The following is a 15414-nucleotide window of genomic DNA, read 5'->3' on the forward strand; positions in this document are numbered from 1 at the left end:
TTCAAAGGCTTTTCGAGGTTATCGACTCGGCTGTTTGCGTTGCCGCTTGCCCTGTCGATGGAGGCGCATTATAGGGATCTGGATCACGCTTGCAAGGGCCTTTTCGAATTAAATTCGCATTTTTGGCTCAACCGCTCACTAATCACCCAAAAAGCGTATTTATCCTGCAATAGCATACCCGTTTGGCGAGCTCGCTATCCTCTATATGGCGTGGCGGTGGTAGCAGATCAAGGTTGTGGCGATTTGGTCTCTCTACATCTATATGCATGGTGATCGAGGTCACGCCTTCGGGTAACATAGCGCCCCTTTGCGATTCACACACTCTTGGGCTTTGGAGAGTTTAATGCCTTTTGCACTTGGCCAGCGTTGGATTAGTGATACAGAGACGGATCTGGGGTTGGGGACTGTCGTTGCTGTTGAAGGACGCATGGTTACCCTGTTGTTTCCGGCTACCGGTGAAAACCGCATGTATGCCAAAGAAGAGGCGCCGGTCACCCGGGTCAGCTTCAATGTGGGCGATCAGATCACCAGTCACGAAGACTGGACCATGACGGTCGAAGAAGTGCAGGAGAAAGACGGCCTGCTTATATATGTAGGTGTGCGCACCGACAATAATGAGCCCGTTGCCCTCAAGGAAGTGTTTCTCAACAACTTTATCAAGTTCAACAAGCCGCAGGATCGCCTGTTCGCCGGTCAGATCGATCGGATGTCCCGCTTCACCCTGCGCTACGAAGCGCTGATCAACCAGCACCAACGTCGTCGCAACCCGACTCGCGGTCTGGCCGGTGGCCGGGTCAGCCTGATCCCGCACCAGCTCTATATTGCCCATGAAGTGGGTCACCGCTACGCTCCGCGCGTACTGCTGGCCGATGAAGTGGGTCTGGGCAAGACCATCGAAGCGGGAATGATCATTCATCAGCAACTGCTCTCCGGCCGCGCCCATCGGGTGCTGATCCTGCTGCCCGAAACTTTGCAGCACCAATGGCTGGTCGAAATGCTGCGCCGCTTCAACCTGCATTTCTCCCTGTTTGATGAGGAGCGCTGCATCGAGGCATTCGCAGATGCGGAGAACCCCTTCGAGACCGAACAGCTGGTGATCTGCAGCCTCGACTTCCTGCGCAAGAAGCGTCGTCGCTTCGAGCAAGTGCTGGAAGCCGAGTGGGATCTGCTGGTTGTCGACGAAGCGCACCATCTGGAGTGGAGTGAAGAGGCGCCGAGCCGTGCCTATGAGATGGTGGAAGCGCTGGCCGAACAGGTGCCGGGCGTACTGCTGCTGACCGCTACCCCGGATCAGCTGGGCCACCAGAGCCACTTTGCCCGTCTGCGCCTGCTCGACCCGGAGCGTTTCTACGACTATGAGGCTTTCCTCGCCGAGGAGCAGGCCTATGGTCAGGTCGCCAGCGCAGCGCAGGAGCTGCTGGATGGCGAGACCCTGAGCGATGAAGCCAGACAGATCCTCGCCAGCCAGCTGGAAGGGCTGGACTTGAGCGATGCTGAGGCCCGTCAGCAGGCGGTCGCCAAGCTACTGGACCAGCACGGCACCGGCCGGGTGCTGTTCCGCAACAGCCGCGCCAATATTCAGGGCTTCCCCGAGCGTCACCTCAACGTCTACCCCATGCCGCTGCCGGAGCAGTACAAAACTGCCATCAAGGTGATGGGCATGATGGGTGGTAACGGTGGCGATCTGCAGACCCGTGCCCTGCGCTACCTCTATCCCGAGAAGATCTTCCAGCAGTTCGAAGGCGACAACGCCACCTGGACCCAGTTCGACCCGCGCGTAGAATGGTTGCTGGAGCTGCTGCTCTCAGCCCGCCAGCAGAAGGTGCTGGTGATCTGCTCCGAAGCGGCGACCGCCATCGCGCTGGAAGAGGCGCTGCGTACCCGTGAAGGGATCCGTGGTGCCGTGTTCCACGAAGGGATGTCGATCCTCGAGCGGGACAAGGCCTCCGCCTATTTCGCCCAGCAAGAGGGTGGCGCCCAAGTGCTGCTCTGCTCCGAGATCGGTTCAGAAGGACGCAACTTCCAATTTGCCAGTCATCTGGTGCTGTTCGATCTGCCGCTCAATCCGGATCTGCTGGAACAACGTATCGGCCGACTGGATCGTATCGGTCAGCAGAATACCGTCGAGATCCACGTTCCCTATCTGGAAGGGACTGCCCAGCGCGCCCTGCAACTCTGGTATCACGATGGTCTGGACGCGTTCGAGCAGACCTGCCCGACTGCCCGCCCGGTATTCGAAGCGGTACGTGAAGAGCTGTTCGAGCTGCTGGCCGCCAACACCGGCGATCAGGCGGCCCTCGACGCCCTGCTAATCAAGACCCGCGAACTGCACGAACCGCTCAAGGCCAAGCTGGAACAGGGCCGCGATCGCCTGCTGGAGATCCACTCCAGCGGTGGCGCCGCCGCCCAGCAGCTGGTCGATAAGCTGGCCGCCGAAGATGACGACACCGGCATGATCTCCTTCGCCCTCAAGATGTTCGACGAGATCGGCGTCAATCAGGACGACAGAGGTGAGAACGCGCTAGTGCTGACTCCCGGTGATCACATGCTGGTTTCCAGCTTCCCGGGCTTGCCGCAAGACGGCATGACCATCACCTTCGATCGCAATACCGCCTTGTCGCGGGATGACATGGCGCTGCTCTCTTGGGATCACCCCATGATGCGCGGCGGTATCGACCTGATCCTGGGCTCCGAGATCGGTGCCACCTCGGTAGCACTGCTCAAGAACAAGGCGCTGCCCATCGGCGCCATCCTGCTTGAGCTGATCTTCGTTGCCGAATCTGCGGCCCATCCCCAGCTCTACCGCTTCATGCCGCCGACGCCGATCCGTCTGCTGATGGACAAGAACGGCCAGAATCTGGGTGAGAAAGTGGCGTTCGATGCCTTCAACCGCCAGCTGACGCCGGTCAATCGCCACCTCGGCAGCAAGCTCGTGACTGCATCCCAGCCGGTGATCCACGGTCTGATTGGCAAGGGGCAAGCCATTGCCGAAGAGCTGAAAGCCGGGATTGTCGACAAGGCCCGCACCCAGATGGCGCAGACCCTGCAGCAGGATCTGGATCGTCTGGAAGCGCTCAAGGCGGTCAACCCGAACGTGCGAGACAGCGAACTGGATTATCTGCGCAATCTGCAGGCAGAATTGCACCACCTGATCGATCAGACCCAACTCAAGCTGGACGCCATCCGCTTTATCGTGGTCACCCATAACTGACAAGGTACCGACCGACAGCGGCCAGAACCAGCTCAAACTGGATACCCAAGGCCGCTTTGTCGTGGTTACCCATAACTGATGGGGGCTTGCCCCCACCTTCTGATGCGAGACATTTATGTTTGAATACTCACCGCCTCTGGAACCCTGGCTCGATATCCTGTTCAAGGACAAGGACATCATGGTGGTCAACAAGCCCACTGGCCTGCTAAGCGTCCCCGGGCGCGGCCCCGAGAATGAAGACAGCGTCCTGCATCGGGTGAAACAGCAACACCCCAAGGCGGCGGCAGCTCATCGCCTCGACATGTCCACCACTGGCGTCATTGTCATTCCCCTCAATCCCAACTCTCATCGGGAACTGAGCCGACAATTTCGCGAGCGGGAGACCGAGAAGCACTACCTCGCCTGGGTGTGGGGCGAGCCGGAAGCAGAGTCAGGGCAGGTTGACCTGCCGCTCTGCGTCGACTGGCCCAACCGCCCGAAGCAGAAGGTGGATCACGAGGAGGGGCGTAACGCTCTGACTCTGTGGCAGAAACTGAAGGTGGAGAACGGCAACAGCCTGATCAAGCTGACCCCCATCACAGGTCGCTCACACCAGTTGCGCGTCCATATGCTGGAGCTGGGGCATCCGATCCTGGGTGACAACCTCTATGCCCATCCCGATGCGCTGGCGGCGGCGCCCCATCTCTACCTGCATGCGGCCATGCTGACCATCAGTCACCCCCGCAGTGGCGAGCGGATGACCTTCGAGGCACCAGCCCCTTTCCCGGTCTGATCCCGCAAATCGCAGAGATAAAAAAGCCCCCATCGCGAGATGGGGGCTTTTTCATTAGGGTCAGACGCGAATATCGATCTTGCTTCCCAGAGAAGCGCTGGCCGATGTCGGTGCAACCGGCGCTGATTGCGCTGCGTTTTGCAGCAGCTTCAGCGCAGCTTCGCCCTCTTGGGTCTGCTGTTTCTTGGCCAGACTGGCCGTCATCAGAGCAGAACCAAACGACGCATTTGCAGAACTTGATATATCCATAGGGTTCCTCCTGCACTCAACAGTATCGACCAAGCGGCCCCGAACATAAGCACTGAATGCAAAACAATCTGACAGTTGCTTTTCTATCAATCAGATAGCAATAGCATTCATGGTCCCTGTTCACCGCTGGATGACGCCTTCAAGCTCCTGTGCCGTCATCGCCCGAAGCACCTTGCAAGGGTTGCCAGCCGCCACCACGTTGGCGGGCACATTTTTGGTCACCACCGAACCGGCACCGATGACGCTGTTGTCACCGATGGTGACGCCGGGGCAGATGACGACGCTGCCGCCAATCCAGACGTTGTGACCGATCCGCACCGGCTTGCCAAATTCCACCCCCTTAATGCGTGGCGCCACCGCCACCGGGTGAGCGGCGGTGTAGATCTGCACCCCGGGCGCCAGCAGCACGTTGTCGCCGATGTGCACCTCGCAGACGTCGAGGATGGTGCAGCCCACGTTGGCGTAGAAGTTCTCGCCGACGAAGATATTGGCGCCATAGTCGCAAAAGAACGGCGGATTGATGGCACACTCCTGGCCGCGGCTACCGAGCAGCTCGTGAAGCAAAGCATCCCGCGCCGGTTTCTCCTGCCAGCTGGTGTTGAAGGTGTGATAAAGCCTTCGGCAGCGCTCACGTGCCGCTTTGAGCTCAGGGTCAGCCGCGTCATAGGGCTGCCCCGCCACCATCTTCTGCCACTCGGTACCGCGCACCACCTTCTCCATTACCTACTCCATCAGCCAGATCAGGGATTCATAAGGGCGCAGCATACCCGATTGCGGTCGGGCCGGGCTATCCGGGTAGTTACCCAGCAGCAGCCGACCTTCAGCAGCTTGCAGCTCGGCAGGCAAGGTAAATTCAACCGGCTCGCCATAGAAGTTGCTCACCACCAGCAGGGTCTGGCCGTTGGCACTGCGGGTATAGGCCCAGACTTTCTCATGCCCCGCCAGCAGCTCCTGATAATCCCCTTGAGTGAAGATGGGGTGCGCCTTGCGAAGGGTGATAAGATCCCGATAGTGCCAGAACACCGAGTTCTGGTCGGCCAGCGCCGCCTCGGCATTGATCTCGAGGTAGTTGGCCGCAGGCGTGAGCCACGGAGTGCCTGCCGTAAAACCGGCGTTCGGGGCGGCGCTCCACTGCATCGGAGTACGCGAGTTATCCCGGGACTTGGCACCGAGAATGGCGAGGATCTCGGCCTCGCTCATCCCTTCCGCCTGCTTGATGGCGAAGATGTTGCGGCTCTCCACATCCTGATAGTCGTTGATGTGCTGATAGCCGGGGTTGGTCATGCCGATCTCCTCCCCCTGATAGATGTAGGGGGTGCCCTGCAGGCCATGCAGCGTGCTGGCCAGCATCTTGGCGGCTACAACCCTATGCTCGCCCTCATCGCCGAAGCGGGAGACGATGCGCGGCTGATCGTGGTTGCACCAGAACAGCGCCGACCACCCCTTGCCGTGCATACCGCTCTGCCAGTGGTTGAAGATGCGCTTGAGTTCGAGGAAATCGAACGGTGCTTTTGTCCACTTGTCGCCGTTGGGGTAATCCACCTTCAAATGGTGGAAGTTGAACACCATGGAGAGCTCGGAGCCATCCAGCGCGCCGTAGCGCTGGCAGTGCTCCAGACTGGTGGAGGACATCTCCCCCACCGTCATGGCCCCCACCGGGGCGAAGACATCACGGCTCACATCCTGCAGGAATTCGTGGATGCGCGGCCCGTCGGTGTAGAAACGGCGGCCATCGCCAATCTCGTCGTTCGGGAACGTCTGATCCTTGGAGATAAGGTTGATGACGTCTAGGCGGAAACCATCCACCCCCTTGTTCGCCCAGAAGTGGATGATCTTTTTGACCTCGGCGCGCACTGCAGGATTTTCCCAGTTGAGATCCGCCTGCTCGCGGGCAAACAGGTGCAGGTAGTACTGACCGGTGGCTGAGTCCAGCTCCCAGGCGCTGCCACCAAACTTGGATTGCCAGTTGTTGGGCACGCCGCCATCCACCGGATCGCGCCAGATGTAGTAATCGCGGTAGGGGCTGTTTTTATCCCCCAGCGCCGACTTGAACCAGGCGTGCTCGGTGGAGGTGTGGTTCACTACTATATCCATCACGATACGGATGTCGCGCGCGTGGGCGGCGGCCAGCAGCGCCTCGAAATCATCCATGGTGCCGTAGGCGGGATCGATGGCGTAGTAGTCGGCGATGTCGTAGCCGTTGTCCACCTGCGGGGAGACGTAGACAGGGGTCAGCCAGAGGGCATCGACGCCCAAGGTCTTGAGATAGTCGAGGCGGGCCATGATCCCCTTGAGGTCGCCGGTGCCACGGGCAGCGGAATCCTGAAAGCTCTTGGGGTAAATCTGGTAAATCACGGCACTCTGCCACCAGGGTGTTTGGCTCATGGGTCTTTCTCTTGTCTCGAATATGAAATGGAGAGGGCGACCCGCGGGTCGCCCTGATAATCAGTGTCAGGCGCTGGCTTGGGCCAACTTGCCAGCGGCTTGCTGGCGCTTGTAGACCAGCAGGGTCAGCACCACCGGCACCACGATGGCAACCAGCATGGCGATGGAGAACACCGCCCAGTATTGCGGCTGGATGGAGAGGATGCCCGGCAGGCCCCCTACCCCGATGCCGTTGGCCATCACACCGGCAAAACCGCAGATGAGGGCGGCAAGGCTGGAGCCCACCATGGCGCACAGCATGGGGAACTTGTACTTGAGGTTGATACCGTACATGGCCGGTTCGGTCACCCCGAGGTAGGCGGAGATGGCGGCAGGCACCGAGATCTCCCGTTCGTTCTCCTTGCGGCTAATCAGAATGATGCCCACTACGGCAGATGCCTGAGCGATGTTGGAGAGAGCGATCAGCGGCCAAATCGGAGTGCCACCCATGCTCTGCATCAGCTGCAGATCCACCGCGTTGGTGGTGTGGTGGATACCGGTAATGACCAGCGGTGCATAGAGGAAACCGAACAGGGCAGCGCCGATGGGAGCGAAGGAGCCAGTCATGGCGGCCTTGGCAGCGAAACCGACGCCATCACCAATCCAGCGACCAAACGGGCCGATAAAGGCGTGGGCCACGATCACTGCCAGCAGCAGCGAGACAAACGGCACAATCACCAGATAGAGGTAAGCCGGAATGATCCGCTTGAGGTTGGTCTCAACCCAGGCGAGGAAGACACCCGCCAGCAGCGCCGGAATGACCTGGGCCTGATAACCCACCTTCTGGATCACGAACAGGCCGAAGTCCCACACCTCCGGGGTCTGCTGACCGATGCCGTAGGCGTTCATTAATTGCGGCGACACCAGCGTCACCCCCAGCACGATACCCAAGATCTCGGAGCCGCCCATCTTCTTCACTGCAGACCAGCAGACACCTACCGGCAGGAAGTGGAAAATCGCCTCGCCCAGCAGCCAGAGGAAGGCGTGTACCTGAGCCCAGAACTGGCTGATCTCGGTGAGGGTGTGAGTGCCATCGTCAAACATCTTGATGTCGCCGATGACGTTGCGAAAGCCCAGGATCAGACCGCCGGTGATGATGGCAGGCAGCAACGGTACGAAGATCTCCGCCAGATGGGAGATGCTCCGCTCCAGCGGGTTCATGTTCTGGCGCGCCGCCTGCTTGGCGGTCTCCTTGCTGCCACCGCTGACGCCGAGCTGCTCGGTCAGCGCCTTGTACCACTGCTCTACCTCGTTGCCGATCACCACCTGGAACTGACCGCCCTGGGTGAAGCTTCCCTTCACCGCCGGGATGGTTTCGATGGCCTTGCTGTCGGCCTTGGCCGGATCGTTCAGGACGAAGCGCAACCGGGTCAGGCAGTGGCTGACAGTGGCGATGTTATCCTTGCCGCCGATCTTGTCGATCAGGGTGGCAAGCTGCTGTGCGTTGATCTTGGACATGGGTCTTCCCTCTGTGACGCCATTGAATAGTGGTCTGTATCGCCCTTTTGAGCCAGTCTGTCGGCCGGAGCGTTTTTGGTATCGTTCCCATTTAGCATGCCGACAATCTGGCCAGATCAAAATGGGAACGTTCCCAATTCGTGGCCGGCGTCACAAAAAGCACACTTTTTGTTCAGTCGGAAGTGATGGGGCTCACAGGGTTCGGCAGGGGGCGATAGTCACCAGCGGAGGCTGATCCTGCTCAATCTGACCGAGCAGCTGACGCGCCGCCTGCTCCCCCGCCCCCTTGTAGCCAAGATCGAGACTGAGGGCGTTGGGGAAGAGGAAGCTGAGCATGGGGTTGTTGCCAAGGCCGGTCACCAGCACCTCGCTACGCCCTTGTTCTTGCAGGTATTTTGCCGCACCGATGGCGAGGGTGTCGCTGGCGCAGACCAACGCCTGGGTGGAGGGCGTCAGCAGCTCGGCCGCCAGCCGGTAGCCGCTCTGCAGGCTGAGATCACCGAGGGCACTGCGCGGGCGCAACCCCTGCTCTGCGCAGTAAACGAGATAAGCATCTAGGCGGCGCTGGCCGGTGGTGAGATCCGAGGCATCCACCCCCAGATAGGCGATATCGTGGGCGCCACGGCTTGCCAGCTGCGCCAGCATGGTGCGCACCGCACCAGCGTCGTCAAAGCAGACCGAGGAGAAACCGGGATATTCACGAGCGACCAGCACCAGCTTCTCTTTCAGCGGCGCCATGGCGGCATAGTCCAAGTCATTGAAGGCGAACAGGATAATGCCATCCACCCCGCGCCGCTCCAGCACCGCCAGATGCTCCTGTACCTTGGCGGGGGAGAACTTGCTCTCCATCAGCACGGCATCGTAGCCACGCTGGTAGAGGGTCTCCAGCATGCCGCGCACCGCCTGATTCTCCGAGCTGGAGTCGAGCCGCGAGACGATGATCCCCACCACCTGCTGGCTCTGGCTGCGCATGGCCCGCGCCGACTTGCTCGGCACGAAGCCATGTTCGGCGATGACCTGCTCCACCCGCTCGCGGGTCTCCTGCTTCACCTTGGGATCCTGATTGAGCACCCGGGAGACGGTCGACTTGCCGACGCCACTCAGTCTGGCGATATCGAGGATGGTCAGTTTCTTGTCCATGAATTGGCTCACAGGAGGCTAGGCGGTGGATTTGCCCACATTGTTGTGATTAACCCCTGTGAATACAAGCCCATGGCGTTAGAATGCCCTTTTTGCCCCGCCGTCAGCGGTGTGTGGGCACAGCACAGGATGCCCATCATGGATCTGCTGGCCAGTCTGCTCTTCTCCCTCTCCATCACAGGCCCCATCTGCGTGGTGCTGCTGCTCGGCATCTTGCTCAAGCGGCTGGGGCTGCTGCCGGATCCCTTTACCGAATCCGCCTCGCGGCTGGTGTTTCAGGTCACCCTGCCCGCTCTGCTCTTTCTCAGTATTCTCGGTACCAACTTCGCCACCATGCCGAGCCTCTGGTTTATCGGCTATGGCCTGCTCGCCACCGTTATCAGCTATCTGGTGCTGGAGCTGCTGGCCGGGCGTTTTATCGGGGAGCAGCGGCTGCGCGGGATCTTCGTGCAGGGGAGCTTTCGCGGCAACAGCGCCATTATCGGGCTCGCCTATGTGCAAAACGCCTACGGCCACGAAGGGTTGGGGGCGGCGGCCTTCTATGTCGGCGCGGTGACCGTGCTCTACAACATTCTCGCAGTGATCACCCTCACCCGCAGTCTCGGCGGTGCCACCGGCATGCGCCCCATCCTGCTCGGCATCATCAAGAATCCGCTGATCATCGCTATTGTGGCGGCGCTGCCCTTTACCCTGCTCGGTATCAAGATGCCGCAACTGCTGCTCACCACCGGCAGCTACTTCGCCAACATGACGTTGCCGCTGGCGCTGCTCTGCACCGGCGCCTCCCTCAGCCTGGATGCTCTGCGTGGTGGTGCAGCCATTGCGGGCTGGGCCAGTATCATGCGGCTCTGCCTCATTCCGGCTGCGTTCACTCTTGGGGCTGCCCTACTCGGCTTCAGCCATCTGGAACTGGGGATTCTGTTTCTCATCAGCGCCACCCCGACTGCCGCCGCCAGCTATGTGATGACCCGTGCCATGGGGGGCGACAGCGTGCTGGCCGCAAACATCATCGCCACTACCACCCTCGGCTCACTGCTCACCACTAGTCTGGGGGCAACTCTGATGAACTATCTGGGTCTTATGTACTGACGGCTTGACCTTGCCGGAGGCGGCAGCTTTAGGCTGGCGCTCATCAACAGAGGAGATATCCCATGACCATCGAACTCACAGTGTCCGGCATGTCCTGTGGTGGCTGCGCCACCAGTCTGCAAAAAGCGCTGCTGGCCCAGCCTGCGGTCACCACCGCGACCGTCGATTTCGCCAGCAGCAAGGCCGTCATCGAGAGCGAGCTGAGCAAGGCAGAACTGATCGCCCTGATCGAAGCCAAGGGTTTCTCTGCGAGTTAAATTATCTCTATAGAGGTATAAAACAGGTTAAAAATCTGTACTCACCTGTCTTTTGGTGAGTTTTATCACAGACCCAGGTTATTAAACGGGCAAACTTGCTGCGATTATTCCAACCATAAGGATTTGCAGCATGACCCTACCGATCCGCAAGACCCTGCTCGCCGCTGTCGTTGGCCTGACCCTCTCCCCCATGGCGATGGCGCTGCCCAACGTCCATATTCTGGCAACCGGCGGCACCATTGCCGGAGCTGGCCAGTCGGCTACCCAGTCCAACTACGAGGCTGGCAAGGTGGCCATCGAAACCCTGATCGCCGCCGTGCCCGAGATGAAGAAAGTGGCCGATGTGCAGGGTGAGCAGGTGGTGAAGATCGGCTCCCAGGACATGAACGACGAGGTGTGGCTCAAGCTGGCCAAGCGGGTCAACGAGCTGCTGGCCAAGGATGACGTGGATGGCATCGTCATCACCCACGGCACCGACACCATGGAAGAGACCGCCTACTTCCTCAATCTGACCGTCAAGAGCGACAAGCCGGTGGTACTGGTCGGCGCCATGCGCCCCTCTACCGCCATGAGTGCCGATGGCCCGCTCAACCTCTACAACGCCGTGGTGACCGCCTCCGACCCTGCCTCCAAGGGCCGTGGCGTCATGGTGGCGATGAACGACACCGTGCTGGATGCCCGTGACGTCACCAAGACCAACACCACCGGGGTGCAGACCTTCACCTCCCCCAACTTCGGCCCACTGGGTTACATCCACAACGGCAAGATCGACTATCAGCGCACTCCGGCCCGTCTGCACACCAGCAAGACGCCGTTTGACGTGAGCAAGCTCAACAAGCTGCCGCAAGTGGGCATCGTCTACAGCTACGCCAACGCCACCGACTTGCCGGCCAAGGCGATGGTGGATGCCAAGTTCGACGGCATCGTCAGCGCCGGGGTGGGCAACGGCAACCTCTATCACACCCTGTTCGACACTCTGGCCAAGGCGAGCAAGGATGGCATCCGCGTCGTACGCTCCGCCCGCGTGCCGACCGGCGCCACCACCCTGGATGCCGAGATCGATGATGCCAAGTACGGCTTCGTGGCCTCCGGCACTCTCAACCCGCAGAAGGCGCGGGTGCTGCTGATGCTCTCCCTGACCCAGAGCAAGGACCCGGCCCAGATCCAGCGCTGGTTCCAGCAGTTCTGACAACGGTTGCCTGACAAGTGACAAGCAAGGGCGGGACTTCCCGCCCTTTTCACTCCTGCAATGCTGCCTCGCCCATTACGCCGTTTGGCAGGGTCGTCTTTCCCTTTTCCGGCCATCTTTTTCGGCCACCGCAGAGCGCGGTCATCAAATTAGCGAGCCGGATCACCCGCTTTCACAAGCGCATCGCCGCCAAATTCATTACACTGCCAGCGATCTTATCTACTCAAGAGGTGCTGTTGCTGTATGGAAATATTGATCCTGCTGGGATTGATTTTGCTTAATGGCGTCTTCGCCATGTCAGAAATCGCCATCGTCACCGCACGCAAGGCGCGCCTCGGCAAACTTGCCAATGAAGGCAACCGCTCCGCCGCCATCGCCCTCAAACTGGGTGAAGACCCGACCCATTTTCTCTCTGCCGTCCAAATCGGCATCACCAGCATCGGCCTGCTCAACGGTATCTACGGCGAATCGCTACTGGCCCAGCCCTTCTCGCTCTGGTTGCAGGAGTGGGGACTCCCGGCCAAGAGCAGTGGCCTGATCGCCACCGTCATCGTGGTAGTGGTGGTCACGTACCTCTCCATCGTGGTGGGGGAGCTGGTGCCCAAGCGCCTTGGCCAACTCAATGCCGAGCGCATCGCCTGCCTGGTGGCCCGCCCGATGCACTGGCTCGCCACCCTGACTCGCCCCTTCGTCTGGCTGCTGTCGGCCTCTACCAATGCCAGCCTGCGGCTGCTGCGGGTCAACCAGAACGGCAGCGCCAACGTTACCGAGGAGGAGATCCACGCCATGCTGGTGGAGGGCTCTGAAGCCGGGGTGATCGAGGATCACGAGCACACCATGCTGCGCAACGTGTTTCGGCTCGACGAGCGCAGCCTCTCTTCCATGATGGTGCCCCGCAGCGATATCCGTTATCTGGATCTGGCACAGCCGCTGACCGTCAACCTGCAACGACTGGTGGAATATCGCCACAGCTTCTTCCCGGTCTGCGATGGCTCATTGTCAGAACTGATAGGTATCATCAATGTCAGCAAAGTGCTGCACGCCTATATCAAGGGGGAGACCATCGATCTGGCGGCCCTGACCCAGGAGTGCAGCCTGCTGCCCGAGACCCTAAATGGCGTCGAGCTGCTCAACCACTTCCGCACCCACAGCGAGCAGATGGTGATGGTAGTGGACGAGTATGGTGAGCTGCAGGGGCTGGTCACCCAGCAGGATCTGCTGGAGGCGCTGGCGGGGGATTTCCAGCAGGAGGATGGCGAGGACAACTGGGCATTCCAGCGTGCCGACGGCAGTTGGCTGCTCGATGGCCTAATCCCGCTACCGGAGCTGAAGGACTGTCTGGAGCTGGTTCGTCTGCCAGAAGAAGAAAAACATCACTATCACACCCTTGGAGGGCTTATCATGCTGCTCCTTGGTCGAGTTCCAAAAACCGGAGATCTGGTAACACTGGAACAGTGGCAACTGGAAATTGTTGACATGGATGGTCTGCGCATCGACAAGGTGCTCGCCATGCCCTTGACCGATCTACCCAGCTAACCTGCGGAGTTTGCAAGTATGGAGCAGTTTTACCAACTGGCTCACGCCTTTATGAATCACGACCTGAACACACTTTCCGATCCCAAGATGGCCTTCATGATCTGTGGTGTGATTTTAACGTTTCTGATACTGGAAAACGGCTTCATCCCTACCGCCTTTCTGCCCGGTGACAGCCTGCTGATCCTCACCGGCGTGCTCATCTATCAGGATGTATTGTCTCTCGGGGTGATCCCGCTGCTGATCGTGGCCACCTTTGTCGGCACCTGGCTCGGTTACATGCAAGGGCGCTTCCTTGGCCACACCCAGCTCTACCACCGACTGATGTCCCATGTTGAAGAGCGACACCAGCAGAAGGTATACCATCTGCTGGACAAGTACGGGATCATCACCCTGATCACCGCTCGCTATATAGCCTTCGTGCGCACCGCCTACCCCTATATCGTCGGCGCCACCGAACTGCCCCAGGGACGTTTCCTCATCGTCAATCTGGTCAGCTCCATCATGTGGATCTGCCCGCTGGTAGGGTTTGGCTACTACCTGAGCCACACCAAGCTGGCCGCCGAATACCAGACCCAGTTCTTCAATATCATCATCTATCTGCCGGTGGCCCTGCTGGTGGGTGGCATGGTGGCACTGGTCTGGCGCTGGATCAGCAAACGCAGGGCCGCGCAGCCGCGGGATTGACCCCTCGCCCAGCGCCCAACCCGAAAGCCCTCGCTAGAGGGCTTTTTTGATCGCCAATTTTGCGCAAATAGCAGAAATAGTCCCGCTCGGCCCTTGTAAAGCCGGGGTAAAAATGAGTGAATCTAGCGCCTTTTTTTGGATGGGAATGGAGTCGGTTGTATGTGGTGTCGGATTCGCGCAGCAGCGCTGGTTGTCGGGTTGATGGGAATGCTGGGATTGCCTGCGGTCAGCGCGGCACCCAACCCAGCCAAACTGGAAGTACGCTCAAGCAGCGCTCTGGTCGTGGATGTAAAAACGGGCAAGACGCTCTACCAGAAGAATGCCACCAAGGTGCGTCCCATCGCCTCTCTCACCAAGCTGATGACAGCGCTGGTGGTGCTGGATGCCAAACAGAGTCTCAACCAGACCATCACGGTCGACAAGAACGATCTGGATCGGGTCAAACACACCCACTCCCGCATCCGCATGGGCACCAAGGTGACCCGCCGCGACGCCCTGCATCTGGCGCTGATGTCCTCCGAAAACCGGATGGCCTCGGCACTGGCGCGTCACTATCCGGGCGGTCGCAGCGCCTTCGTGCGAGCCATGAACAACAAGGCCAGACAGCTGGGTATGCGTAATACCCACTTCTACGACTCCACCGGCCTCTCCACCCGCAACGTCTCCACCGCCCAGGATCTGGGCAAGCTGGCCGCCGCCGCCTATCGCCAGCCGCTGATCCGTCAGTTCACTCAGGATGAGAACCGGGAGATGCGCTTCAGCGCCCCCGCCTACAGCCTGATGTTCAACAACACCAACCCGCTGGTGAAAAACCCGGATTGGGACGTGCGCCTCTCCAAGACCGGCTTCACTGACGAAGCGGGTCGCTGTCTGGTGATGCGCGCCAAACCGGACAGCCGCGAGCTTGCCATCGTGCTACTCAACTCGGTGGGCAAACGCACCCCCATCGGCGATGCCAACCGCATTCGCAAATGGTTGAAAAGCTGAGTAAATATCTCGACACAAAAGGATGCTGCGGCATCCTTTTTTATTGCCTGCAGAACGCCTCTGCAGGCCTTGCAGGATGTTGATGAGCGAACCCTTAGTGATGTCTGCGCGGCATCTGCCGTTGCAACGGCAGGCATACAGCGCGCCTATAGATGAGGCAAAGGGTAGTGAGGCGGTGCAACGATCAGAAGAACTGTGCGCAATCACAGAAAGGGGAAGAAATGAGGACAAGAACAGCCAGGTAAACGGGCGATCCCCCCGCAACAGCGCACGGGGATCCGCACCAAAGAGTTAAATGTCGCCCATAAAAAAACAGCCCCGACCGAAGTCGAGGCTGTCTGTATGGTGCGCCCGAGAGGATTCGAACCTCTGACCACCTGGTTCGTAGCCAGGTACTCTATCCAGCTGAGCTACGGGC

General features: G+C 59.8%; 14 protein-coding genes. 9 read left to right on the top strand and 5 right to left on the bottom strand.

The window, feature by feature from the left end:
• The 3 genes from G5182_RS19795 to rluA all read left to right on the top strand — a co-directional run.
• Nucleotides 1-273, top strand: a 273-nt coding sequence (locus tag G5182_RS19795; RefSeq protein ID WP_421254653.1) for a hypothetical protein, incomplete at its 5' end; no start/stop codon positions are given.
• Between the two features lie 70 nt (nt 274-343).
• A complete protein-coding gene (gene rapA, locus G5182_RS19800) occupies nt 344-3211 on the top strand; it encodes an RNA polymerase-associated protein RapA (protein WP_227341478.1) in 2868 nt (955 codons plus the stop codon).
• 115 nt (nt 3212-3326) lie between these two features.
• Complete coding sequence (rluA, locus tag G5182_RS19805; RefSeq protein WP_227341479.1) at nt 3327-3983, top strand: bifunctional tRNA pseudouridine(32) synthase/23S rRNA pseudouridine(746) synthase RluA; 657 nt, start codon at nt 3327-3329, stop codon at nt 3981-3983.
• 60 nt (nt 3984-4043) lie between these two features.
• On the opposite strand, the gene G5182_RS19810 is transcribed toward rluA, so the two are convergent.
• The 5 genes from G5182_RS19810 to treR all read right to left on the bottom strand — a co-directional run bounded on the left by G5182_RS19810 (nt 4044) and on the right by treR (nt 9254).
• The gene (locus tag G5182_RS19810; RefSeq protein WP_005336040.1) at nt 4044-4232 is read right to left on the bottom strand and encodes a hypothetical protein; all 189 of its coding nucleotides are present in this window, start codon (nt 4230-4232) and stop codon (nt 4044-4046) included.
• Nucleotides 4233-4352: 120 nt separating this feature from the next.
• Complete coding sequence (locus tag G5182_RS19815; RefSeq protein WP_227341481.1) at nt 4353-4952, bottom strand: sugar O-acetyltransferase; 600 nt, start codon at nt 4950-4952, stop codon at nt 4353-4355.
• A 3-nt stretch (nt 4953-4955) separates the two neighbouring features.
• Nucleotides 4956-6617, bottom strand: a complete 1662-nt coding sequence (treC, locus tag G5182_RS19820; protein WP_227341482.1) for an alpha,alpha-phosphotrehalase — start codon at nt 6615-6617, stop codon at nt 4956-4958.
• A gap of 66 nt (nt 6618-6683) precedes the next feature.
• Nucleotides 6684-8114, bottom strand: a complete 1431-nt coding sequence (gene treB / locus G5182_RS19825; RefSeq protein ID WP_227341483.1) for a PTS trehalose transporter subunit IIBC — start codon at nt 8112-8114, stop codon at nt 6684-6686.
• 192 nt (nt 8115-8306) lie between these two features.
• Nucleotides 8307-9254: a trehalose operon repressor TreR gene (treR, locus tag G5182_RS19830; protein WP_227341484.1), complete on the bottom strand. Its 948-nt coding sequence runs from the start codon at nt 9252-9254 to the stop codon at nt 8307-8309.
• Nucleotides 9255-9392: 138 nt separating this feature from the next.
• Between treR and G5182_RS19835 the strand changes: the two genes are divergently transcribed.
• The 6 genes from G5182_RS19835 (at nt 9393) to pbpG (ending at nt 14996) form a co-directional block, all read left to right on the top strand.
• Nucleotides 9393-10343 (top strand): AEC family transporter, encoded by a 951-nt coding sequence (locus tag G5182_RS19835; RefSeq protein WP_227341485.1) that lies wholly within the window; start codon nt 9393-9395, stop codon nt 10341-10343.
• Nucleotides 10344-10405: 62 nt separating this feature from the next.
• Nucleotides 10406-10600, top strand: coding sequence for a heavy-metal-associated domain-containing protein (locus G5182_RS19840; protein ID WP_227341486.1), 195 nt, complete (start codon nt 10406-10408; stop codon nt 10598-10600).
• Between the two features lie 130 nt (nt 10601-10730).
• Nucleotides 10731-11789, top strand: a complete 1059-nt coding sequence (ansB, locus tag G5182_RS19845) for an L-asparaginase 2 (RefSeq protein ID WP_227341487.1) — start codon at nt 10731-10733, stop codon at nt 11787-11789.
• A 243-nt stretch (nt 11790-12032) separates the two neighbouring features.
• Complete coding sequence (locus G5182_RS19850; protein WP_227341488.1) at nt 12033-13325, top strand: hemolysin family protein; 1293 nt, start codon at nt 12033-12035, stop codon at nt 13323-13325.
• 18 nt (nt 13326-13343) lie between these two features.
• Nucleotides 13344-14009 (top strand): DedA family protein, encoded by a 666-nt coding sequence (locus tag G5182_RS19855; RefSeq protein WP_227341489.1) that lies wholly within the window; start codon nt 13344-13346, stop codon nt 14007-14009.
• Between the two features lie 159 nt (nt 14010-14168).
• The gene (gene pbpG / locus G5182_RS19860; RefSeq protein ID WP_421254654.1) at nt 14169-14996 is read left to right on the top strand and encodes a D-alanyl-D-alanine endopeptidase; all 828 of its coding nucleotides are present in this window, start codon (nt 14169-14171) and stop codon (nt 14994-14996) included.
• Nucleotides 14997-15414: the final 418 nt, after the last annotated feature.

Source organism: Aeromonas sp. 600948 (assembly GCF_049174875.1).
In the GTDB taxonomy this organism is placed as follows: Bacteria; Pseudomonadota; Gammaproteobacteria; order Enterobacterales; family Aeromonadaceae; genus Aeromonas; species Aeromonas veronii_A.

Bases quoted from the DNA above. Each gene is read 5' to 3' on its own strand.
- rapA (WP_227341478.1), top strand. From the start codon at position 344: ATGCCTTTTGCACTTGGCCAGCGTTGGATTAGTGATACAGAGACGGAT.
- rluA (WP_227341479.1), top strand. From the start codon at position 3,327: ATGTTTGAATACTCACCGCCTCTGGAACCCTGGCTCGATATCCTGTTC.
- G5182_RS19810 (WP_005336040.1), bottom strand. From the start codon at position 4,232: ATGGATATATCAAGTTCTGCAAATGCGTCGTTTGGTTCTGCTCTGATG.
- G5182_RS19815 (WP_227341481.1), bottom strand. From the start codon at position 4,952: ATGGAGAAGGTGGTGCGCGGTACCGAGTGGCAGAAGATGGTGGCGGGG.
- treC (WP_227341482.1), bottom strand. From the start codon at position 6,617: ATGAGCCAAACACCCTGGTGGCAGAGTGCCGTGATTTACCAGATTTAC.
- treB (WP_227341483.1), bottom strand. From the start codon at position 8,114: ATGTCCAAGATCAACGCACAGCAGCTTGCCACCCTGATCGACAAGATC.
- treR (WP_227341484.1), bottom strand. From the start codon at position 9,254: ATGGACAAGAAACTGACCATCCTCGATATCGCCAGACTGAGTGGCGTC.
- G5182_RS19835 (WP_227341485.1), top strand. From the start codon at position 9,393: ATGGATCTGCTGGCCAGTCTGCTCTTCTCCCTCTCCATCACAGGCCCC.
- G5182_RS19840 (WP_227341486.1), top strand. From the start codon at position 10,406: ATGACCATCGAACTCACAGTGTCCGGCATGTCCTGTGGTGGCTGCGCC.
- ansB (WP_227341487.1), top strand. From the start codon at position 10,731: ATGACCCTACCGATCCGCAAGACCCTGCTCGCCGCTGTCGTTGGCCTG.
- G5182_RS19850 (WP_227341488.1), top strand. From the start codon at position 12,033: ATGGAAATATTGATCCTGCTGGGATTGATTTTGCTTAATGGCGTCTTC.
- G5182_RS19855 (WP_227341489.1), top strand. From the start codon at position 13,344: ATGGAGCAGTTTTACCAACTGGCTCACGCCTTTATGAATCACGACCTG.
- pbpG (WP_421254654.1), top strand. From the start codon at position 14,169: ATGTGGTGTCGGATTCGCGCAGCAGCGCTGGTTGTCGGGTTGATGGGA.